This window comes from Pseudomonadota bacterium, from assembly GCA_039033415.1.
Classification (GTDB): Bacteria; Pseudomonadota; Gammaproteobacteria; order Xanthomonadales; family SZUA-38; genus JANQOZ01.
Window position 1 is genome coordinate 86,955 of the sequence record JBCCCR010000029.1, and the last position, 9,377, is coordinate 96,331.

8 protein-coding genes are annotated in these 9,377 nt (G+C 61.3%); 6 read left to right on the forward strand and 2 right to left on the reverse strand.

Going from position 1 to position 9,377, the window contains the following annotated elements:
- Positions 1-15: 15 nt before the first annotated feature.
- From AAF358_21025 to AAF358_21040, 4 genes are all read left to right on the forward strand, one after another.
- Entirely contained in the window at positions 16-2,583 is a 2,568-nt protein-coding gene (locus AAF358_21025) for a TonB-dependent receptor (protein ID MEM7708048.1), read from the forward strand.
- An 82-nt stretch (positions 2,584-2,665) separates the two neighbouring features.
- A complete protein-coding gene (locus tag AAF358_21030; protein MEM7708049.1) occupies positions 2,666-3,454 on the forward strand; it encodes a GntR family transcriptional regulator in 789 nt (262 codons plus the stop codon).
- A 47-nt stretch (positions 3,455-3,501) separates the two neighbouring features.
- Complete coding sequence (locus AAF358_21035; GenBank protein MEM7708050.1) at positions 3,502-3,768, forward strand: hypothetical protein; 267 nt, start codon at positions 3,502-3,504, stop codon at positions 3,766-3,768.
- A 14-nt stretch (positions 3,769-3,782) separates the two neighbouring features.
- Positions 3,783-4,742 (forward strand): DUF4437 domain-containing protein, encoded by a 960-nt coding sequence (locus AAF358_21040; protein ID MEM7708051.1) that lies wholly within the window; start codon positions 3,783-3,785, stop codon positions 4,740-4,742.
- 80 nt (positions 4,743-4,822) lie between these two features.
- On the opposite strand, the gene leuD is transcribed toward AAF358_21040, so the two are convergent.
- Complete coding sequence (leuD, locus tag AAF358_21045; protein MEM7708052.1) at positions 4,823-5,470, reverse strand: 3-isopropylmalate dehydratase small subunit; 648 nt, start codon at positions 5,468-5,470, stop codon at positions 4,823-4,825.
- Positions 5,467-6,882 (reverse strand): 3-isopropylmalate dehydratase large subunit, encoded by a 1,416-nt coding sequence (locus AAF358_21050; GenBank protein MEM7708053.1) that lies wholly within the window; start codon positions 6,880-6,882, stop codon positions 5,467-5,469. Before AAF358_21050 ends, leuD begins: the two co-directional genes overlap by 4 nt.
- Positions 6,883-6,946: 64 nt before the next feature.
- Here AAF358_21050 and AAF358_21055 point away from each other — a divergent pair, with 64 nt between their 5' ends.
- Both AAF358_21055 and AAF358_21060 read left to right on the forward strand, forming a co-directional pair.
- Entirely contained in the window at positions 6,947-7,990 is a 1,044-nt protein-coding gene (locus AAF358_21055) for a hypothetical protein (GenBank protein MEM7708054.1), read from the forward strand.
- Entirely contained in the window at positions 7,980-9,215 is a 1,236-nt protein-coding gene (locus tag AAF358_21060; GenBank protein MEM7708055.1) for an MFS transporter, read from the forward strand. The genes AAF358_21055 and AAF358_21060 overlap by 11 nt, the downstream gene beginning before the upstream one ends.
- Positions 9,216-9,377 lie beyond the last annotated feature (162 nt).

Genomic DNA, 9,377 nt, shown 5'->3' on the forward strand with positions numbered 1-9,377 from the left:
CATAGGGGTTCTACCATGCACCGAAAGTTACTGTTATCCACGTTGATTGCCGGCTGCCTGTCGGTGCCAGCCCAGTCCGCACTGGCCCAGTCGGGCGACGACGAGAGCGGCCTGGAGGAAATCGTGGTTACGGCGCGGAAGCGCGAGGAGAGTCTTCAGGAGATTCCCATCGCCATCACCTCCGTGTCTTCGCTCGACATTCTGGAAGGTGGCCTCACTGGTCTTGAAGACCTGTCGCAGCTTGCCTCGGGTTTTTACTTCTTCAACCAAGGCCAGAATCAGCCCGGCCGCTACAACACGCAGCTGCGTTTCCGAGGTCTGAACCAGGCCCAGTTTTCCCCCAGCTTTGAAACCGGCGCGCTGTTTATCGACGGCGTCTACGTGCTCAACGGCGGTACGTCACTCTCACTCATGGATATTGAGCGTGTAGAGGTCATCAAGGGGCCCCAGTCTGCCTACTTTGGCCGGAACACTTTCGGCGGCGCGGTGAACTTCATCACGCGCGACCCCAGCATGGAAGAATTCGGCGGTGAGGTGAATGTCAGCGGGACCCATCGCAGCCGCTTCGACGTCACCGCGTTTGTGGAAGGACCGCTCATCCCGGACGTCCTTTCCGGTAGCCTGAGCGCTCGCGTCTACGACAAGCAGGGGCATTTCACGGCTTCTGACGGCGGCCGCTTAGGTGACGAGAACACCGAGACCATCTCCGCCAAGCTGCTCTGGCAGCCCAGCGACAACTTAAGCGTTCGCTTCCGCGCCTCTTACTCGGAAGACGACGACGGTGCGCCGGCACAGGCCTATGTCGCAGGTCGAGTCAACGATTCCTGTAGCGGTCGCACGATCACCACGCCTGCCGGCGAAACGGTCAACCCGGTTAACTTTATCTGCGGCCAGGTACCAGACGTTGACAGCACCATTCCGGTGACGGGAAGCCGCGTGATCGACGGTAATACGACGCTGCCTGACGGCTTAAACGGTGCCGGCCTCAGCTTGGCTGAGGTTTTCGGCAGCGCGCCGCTGCCGCCTGGTGTACCGGGCATCAACGATATCGGCCTGATTCGCGAGACCCTGCGCCTGAGCGCAAGCGCCACCTACAGCTTCGACAATGGGATGGATCTGGATGTGGTCCTTGGCGTCAACGATCAGCAGGCCAATTTTATCCGTGACTTTGACCTTTCAGCATTCCCGGGTGGATTCTCGAACGACCCCCAAAACCTGGAAGACCAGAGTTTTGAGATTCGCCTGACCGGTCCACAGGATGGTCGTCTGCGGTGGTCGGCAGGCGTCAACTATTACGAGCAGGAATTTACCTCCTCGCTGACCGGCGGCACCTTCATGTTTGGGTGTATCGGCCTCGAGCCCGGAAACGATCAGTCTGACTGCGTGCCGGGGGCGGGCGGCAATCCGTTCCTGCTAGGGCCTTTCCCCAACGGCTTTGGTCAGTCTGACGAGGCCGAGGTTCTCGGGATCTTTGCCTCGCTGGACTTTGACCTGACCGATACGATCACTCTGACCGCTGAGGGACGCTATCAGCAGGACACGCTGACCAAGGGCGGCGTCACCGGCCCCGACGGGCTGAATAACGCGCCGGAATTTGAGTTCAACGAATTTCTGCCCCGCGTGATCGCCCGCTGGCAGCCGGGTCAGGACACCACGCTCTACGCCAGCTATGCGCTGGGTGTTGTGCCGGGTGACGCCAACGACTTCTTCCTCAACGCTGATGAGCAAGAGCGAGCGCAGTACCTGGCGCAGTTTCCGGGACTGAACGAATCTCTGCCCCAGGAGGAACTGGACGCCTTTGAGCTCGGCTGGAAGCAGGTGCTATTTGACGGTGCCGGCTACCTGAACGTTGCCGTGTGGTGGAATGAGTGGGTCGGCATCAAGGGTCGCTCCAGCGGGTTGATTAACGAAACCTGTACCGCTAATGACGTTGCCATCGGTGCCCCGGGCTGTACCTATGACGGCGTTATCGGAGATGTCACCACCCGCCAGCTGCCGAATCCGGAGACCGGCGTACTCGAGCCGTTCTTCAACGCTCGCAACGTCCTGCTGGACGGCGACGCTGATCTGAAAGGCTTCGAGGTTGATGTGGGTGGAACCATTGTCGACGGCTGGACCGTTGACGCCAGCGTCGCTTACGTCGACACCGAATATACCCGCTACATCTTCAACTTTGGCGAGGCGATTTTTGGATTTTCGGACGTCACCGGCCTGTCTGTGCCCCGGGTGCCCAAGTGGAGCGGCAACCTGACCTCAACCTACCGTTTCGATCTGCCTGGTGCCTGGGAGGGTTTTGCCCGTACCGACATCAACTATTTCGGCGAAACGTTTACCGACGAGCGTAATCTGGCGTTTACCGAAGACTATTTTATCACTGACGTTCGGATCGGCGCGGAGACCGACAAGTATCGGGTTGAGCTGTTCGTCAACAACCTGTTCGACGTTGACGCCTGGGCCAGCGGTGCCCGGTTCTCGGACACGGCGTTCCCGGTGGACTTCGGCAACTTCTTTGTGCAGCAGGGGGTCAACGTGGCACCCAACGATCGACAGGAGTTCGGCCTGCGCGCCAGCATCATGTTCTGATTTAATGGAAGGCCCCGCCGGCACCGCCGGCGGGGCACACTTACGAAAACGAGGGGTGCGCTGACGCGCAAATAAAGGGGCCATGCCACAACTGACGGTGGACGAATCGCTGAACGCTATCCGGCCGGATTGGGATCTGGTCAGCAGCGGTTCGATGTCCCGAGCCCCGCTCTATTATCAGCTTTACACCGTCCTGCGCGGTGCCATCTATGACGGCAAGCTGGCCTACAAAAGCCAGATCCCGAGCGAGCAGCGCCTCGCAGACGCTTTTGCAATCTCCCGGATCACCGCCAAGCGGGCCATGGATGAGCTTGCGGCTGAGGGCCTGATCGCCCGCTTCCGTGGCAAAGGTTCCCACGTGACCTATCAGTACTCACCGCAGCCCGTTCGGGCGCCGCTGGTGGGGATGCTGGAAAACCTCGCTGAGATGGGCAAACACAGCAGTGTCAGGGTGCTGTCGATTGAACGGCTCGTACCACCGGAGTCGATTCGGGACCTTCTCGATCTTACGCCCAGCGACAAGGTGCACAAGCTCGTGCGGGTCCGCAGCAACGAAGACGGTGAGCCGTTTGCTTACTACGTGAGCTGGACTGCCGGTATCCGTCGGGGCTATACCCGCAGCAAGCTCGAGTCGACACCCCGGCTGGAGATCTTCCACGACAACGGGCTGAGGCTGAGCAACGTCAGCCAGGTGCTCAGCGCCGAGCCGGCGACACCGTCGGTGGCGGCTGAGCTGGACGTCGAGCCCGGCACGGCGCTGCTATCCATCCGGCGTCTGTCGTCGGTCGAAGGTCCACGCATCGTCGATGTGCTCGACTGTCTCTACAACCCCAAACGCTATAAGTACGCCATGGAGCTGAGTCTTGATTGATCCGGCGCCGAAGGCTTGAATCAAAATTCACAGGAGCGGAGGAACCTATGACCTTTATCTATACCAAGATCGACCGGGAGTTGCCGGACGAAGTGCGCGAGTGGCTGGAGCAGGAGGGCAAGGAACAAGAAGAGCGCTACCAGAAAATTGTCGCGGAGATGAAGGCGCTTAACCCCTCTCGCGATCAGTGGTACGAAGAGTTCTTCGAGCGGTTGAAGAAGTATGGCTTCAACGCTGACGGTGATCAGCGGGTCAAAATCAAAGAAGAAGAGCTGCCGGTGAAGCCCGACGGCGAACACGTTGTTGTCTACTGAAGGGGATTAGAAACATGTCCAGACCACATATCGAACCGTTTTGCGATCGCGACGTACCCTTCAAGAACATGACCCTGCCGGGCTTCGGCGTCGGTTTCAGCTACAAGATGCTCAGCTTCGATACCGAAATCGGGTCCTGCACCATGACCGTGCAGCTCGCCGGCGGGTACCGTCAGGCGCCCGGGTTCAGCTACTCGGAGCTCGAGTTCATCGTTGTTGAAGGCAACATTCAGGTCGGCGACAAGAGCTGTCGCAAGGGCCACTACTTTTATGTCCCGGCGGGTTACGCGCTGCCGGAGATCACCAGCGATCAGGGTGCGCTCCTGCTGATGATGTACAACACGGCAGAACCGAGTCGCGTGGATAGCGATCAGCACCACCCGCAATCTCGCGCCGAGCTCTATCATGATGTCGACTCTTTTGGTGACATCGTCTGGCAGCCGGGCAATCTGGTCAGTCCGTCGGTGGCGTCGGGGTGCATGATCAAGCTGCTGAACTTCAATCCGCAGACCTACGCCATGACGTTCCTGTACTGCATGACCCCGGATTTCCATCAGGACAATATCTCCTACCACGACTGTGCGGAGGAGGGATATCACCTCTGGGGCACGTCCTGGATGATGCAGTTTGGTGATTTGCCCACGGGTGGCTACTTCTGGCGTCCGCCGTATATCAACCACGGTGCTTTTGCGAGTGAGTTTGGCTGTATCGCCATCGGTCGCACCGACTCGAAGCTGTTCAATCACTTCCACTACAACCCGTGGAGCACACCTGATCAGAACGAGCTGCGGTCAGCAGCCCGGCTCGCCAAACGCGATCCGATTCTCTACAAGTGGTGCGTCAACAATGCGCATAACCATCCTCACGGACCCGAAGACTTTGAGGATACGATGCAGCGTCGCGGTGGTGGTCATACCCACGCTGACGGAACACACCATCACCACGACCACAACGGAGATCACGTCCACGACTGAGGGCGAGTACCGGCGTTGCTCATCCATCGACGGGCCCGCGCAGCAGCTGCGCGGGCCCGTCTTTGGTTATGAATGGCTGATCAGTCGCCGTTCGATGACGCCGGGAGTACCGCCCAGGAATGCTGCTGACGATAGGCCTCGGCAAAGCGGTTGATATCGTCCTGGAACTGCAGACTGAAGTCGATGAAATCCAGACCGTTGAGCAGCATGTGGCGGTCGGCCTCGTCGATCTTGAACGAAAAGCTGTGCAGGTCGCCGGCCTCGACCCGATTGTTCGTCAAGTCGACGGTCAGCTGGTTGGCCTGCGGATCAACTTCGCAGAACCGGCGCAGCGCGGCGATCTCGTCCGCCGGCAGATCGATCGCCAGCAGCCCGTTTCGCCCGCAGTTCATGCGAAAAATGGCGCCGAAGCCCTCAGCGATAATCGCGCGGATGCCAAAATCGGTGAGTGCCCACACGGCGTGCTCACGAGATGAGCCGCAGCCAAAGTTGCGGCCGCTCAGCAGAATGCTGGCGTCGCGGTAAGCTGGCTGATTAAGCACGAAGTTTTCGGCCGGCCCGATTTTCTGGCTGCCGTCGTAGCGGTAGCGCCAGCCGGCAAACAGGCCTGCGCCGAGACCGCTCTTGCTCACCCGCTTCATTTCTCGGGACGGGATCAGCTGATCGGTATCGATGTTGTCCTGCATGATCGGGGCGGCGACGCCCTGGTGCACCGTAAACGCCCTCATGCCGCTGCCTCCTGATATTGGCGCACGTCCGCGATGCATCCGGCGACAGCCGCGGCGGCCACCGACGCCGGGCTGGCGAGGTGGGTGCGGGTGCGGGGGCCCTGCCGGCCGCGGAAGTTTCGGTTGGTGCTCGACACCACCCGTTGCTCCGGTCCAAACCCCTCGCCGCCGGCATTGAAACACAGGGAGCAGCCGGGTTCCCGCCACTCAAAGCCGCTGCCGGTGAAAATCTGATCGAGCCCCTCCTGCTCAGCCGCTTGCTTCACCTGCGCGGAGGCCGGGGTGCAAATCGCCCTGACTCCCTCAGCGACCCTGCGCCCTTTGAGAACTGCAGCGGCGGATCGAAGGTCACTCAGCCGAGCATTGGTGCATGAGCCAATAAACGCGCCGTCGATCGGCAGCCCGATCAGCGGCTGGCCGGGCTTGAGACCCATGTAGTCCATGGCTTGGGTGAACTCAGCGCGCTGTTCGTTGCTGTCCGCTGTGTCCAGTTCTGGCGCGCCGGCGGTGACCGCCACGGCATGCTGGGGACTGATACCCCACGTGACGGTCGGCGGAACCTCGCTCACGTCGATGGAAAGCACCTTATCGAAGGCCGCTTCATCGTCGCTGCGAAGCGCTCGCCATTGTTCCACCGCTTCATCCCAGCGGTTACCTACGGGTGCGTAGGGTCGGCCTGCCACGTAGCTGATGGTTTTTTCGTCCGGCGCAATCAGCCCGGTAAACGCCGAGAACTCCACAGCCATATTGCACAGCGTAAAGCGCGCCTCCATGTCGAGCGCGCGGATGGCGGGCCCGCGAAACTCCATGGCGTGGTTGGCTGCACCCGCTGCCGAGTATTTCCCGATCAGGTAGAGAATCAAGTCCTTAGCGGTCACGCCGTTGGCCAGCTCGCCGCTGAACTCCACCGCGAGCTGCAGCGGCTTGCGGGCTCGCAGCGTCTCGGTGGCCAGCGCGTGTTCGCAGTTGCTGGTGCCGATACCCCAACCGATTGCGCCGAGCGCACCGAGGGTGCACGTATGGCTGTCCGGGCAGACGACCACCAGGCCGGGCAGGGTGATGGCCTGCTCAGCCGAAATGAGGTGGGCAATGCCGTGACGGGGATCGTTGATATCAAATAGCGTGATGCCGGCCTCGCGGGCAGTGGCTCGCATGGTCGTGATAAACGCTTCGCCGCCGGGCACCTCGGTGGCGTCACCGCGGCCAGGATAGGTGTCCAGAATATGGTCCATGGTGGCAAACACCTGGGCGGGGTTGCGAACCTCGCGACTGCTTTCGGCCAGGCTGGTCAGCGCCACCCCGCCCGTCCGCTCGTGCAGAAACACTCGGTCCACGTAGACCAGAGAGGAGCCGTCGTCCAGGTTGCGGACCACGTGACGATCCCAGATCTTGTCAAACAGCGTTTGGGGCATATTGTCCGAATGCGTTAAAAGACCTAATTGTATAACATTAAGACTTTTAGTTCGGGGCATCGCGGTGGCAGAAGCCAGCGAAGATAAAGGCGATCACGGCCCTGCCCAGCGACAGACGCAGGCCGGCATCCACGAGTTTATCTTTGGCGCCCCAAACGCAGAGCGAGAAGCCCTGCTGCGGTTCTGGGCGGTTCTCGGTTTTGAGCCGGTTGACGAGGGGCGCCTCGGGCCGGAGGCCGCTGGCCTGGCTTATGCGCATCGCCAGGGCCTGACCAGCGTTCGTCTTCGCCATCGCGGCTGCGATACGTTCAACACCGGTCTGGTTCGTCTGCAGTTCTGGGATCAGCTGCGTAACGAAGGTCTGGACGACACGCGGCCGCTGGTGGTGGGCAGCCGATGGATGGGCCTCTATACCCAGGATATCCTCCAGCTCCGAGACAGCCTGACGAACAGTGAACAGCAGCGTGAGTGGGCGCTGTGGGTATCCCCGCTGGTCAATGCGCCGCTGAGCCACCCTCCCGCAGAAGTGGACTTTTACCGACCGTTTGTCGGCCTGCGCGAAACGCTGGTGTTCGGGCGGCGATTCCGGCTGGCATTTATCCAGCGCGCGGGCTTTGACCGGCCGGGCTTCGGGACCATTGACGACCGTCTGGCGTTCCGCAACACCGAAGGCAGCCACGCGAACATCGTGCAGCCCGCCGGTCGGTTTGACTCTGCGTTTTACAAGCGCGTGTTCGGCTTCGAAACCGCACCCTATGGTGATGCCCACGATTCGGGTACCGAGCAAACGACAATAGAGGCGCTAGCTCTGCGTCCAGGGGAAACCTTCCACATCGAGCGGACGCGGGCCCTGGATTGCCCCAGCGGCCTGCTGCAGATCTATTCGTCTTACCTCGCCGGCGATGATCGGCGCGATCGATCGCGCCCGGGCTGCGGCAACCTGTGCGCCTATTCGGTCAAGGTGCGGGACCTGGATCGGCTTTGCGCGGAGGTCGGCGATGCCGGTGGGGTGGTCAGCGACCGATTCGAAGACGAGTTTGGCGAAGCTTCGGTCTGCTTTGACGGCCCTGACGGCTATGCCTGGGTTGCGGTTGCTGATGTGGGCTGAGCTTCGCGGCTATCCCATCACGGCGTTTGTCGTTTGTCTGTTGGCCTATACAACGGCGCAGATGGATCTCGCGCTGTTCGGGTTTGCCATTCCTGCCATCCGGGAGGAGTTTAACCTCAGCCTTTCCGGGGTGATGACCATCGTCTCCAGCGCGTTTGTGCTGGGCGGTCTGCTGATCGTGTGGCTGGCGCTGCTGGCCGATCGGCTGGGACGCAAAGCGCTTTTCAAGCTGTCGCTCCTGGCCTCGTCCATACTGGTGGCGCTGCACGGCGCAGCGGTCAACTCGCTGACGCTGATGTTCCTCCGCGGCAGCAGCATCGCTGCGGGCGGCCTGTCGTATCCGGTGACGGGCGCGATTATCTCGGAGGAGTTTCCGGCCCGGTCCCGCGGGTTGTTTCTGGGTTTCCTGCAGATCGGTTACCCGCTCGGGTGGGCGCTGGCGTCGCTATGGGCGGCGTGGCTCCTGAGCCAGCATAGCTGGCGCTGGCTGTTTCTCACCGGCCTGGTCAGCCTGCCGTTGATCTGGGTGGTCCACCGCCTGATTCGCGAGCCGCGCCGCGCGGTTGAGGCGCGCGGGGTCGGCCAGGAAAAGGTTCGGCTCAAGGAGCTGTTTTCGCCCGGCCTGCGCCGCCGAACGGCGCTGCTCTTTTGCGCGCAGTTCTTGTTTGTTTGGGCGTACGCGGGCTCAATTTTTCTTTTTCCCAGCTACCTCGCGGAACACCGGAGCATGGCGGCCGTGGAGTTTTCGCTCCTCATTGGTGCCGGCAACGCTATCGGCATCATCGGCTACATCCTGGCTGCGGTGATCGGGGAGTTTTATATGACCCGACGAAACACGGTCGTGCTGTGGACGCTGCTGGGCGCGCTGATGTTTCAGGTGCTGGTTTGGGGTGCGGAAAGTTACGGCCAGATCCTGGCGGCTTACGGGGTGATGAGCATGTTTTTTTACGGCAGCGCCGCCGTCAAGTTTGCCTACCTGGCTGAGGTGTTTCCGACGCGCGCGCGCGCCACGGCGATGGCAACGTGCGGCTCTTTTGCCGTCACGCTCGGTTCCGCGGCGGGGCCGCTGTTGGCCTCGCTGGCGGTGGAGACGGTGGGCTGGACCGTGGGCTACTCGCTCCTGGTTGGGGTGCCGCTATTTCTTGCCGGCTGCCTGTACCTGTTTCTTACGCCGGTGGCGTCGGGGCTGGAGGTGGAAGAGGTGGAGCGCGTACTCGCCACCTAGAAGATGATTGATAGAGGTTAAGCCACATGCAGGGATTTAAGGTCAACGAGTTTGGCGGGCCGGAGGTGATGGTCTGGGAGGAGCTGGAGCCGCTGGTACCCGGCGAGGGCCAGGTGCTGGTTGACGTACACGCCAGCGGCGTGAATTTTGCTGAAACCCGCA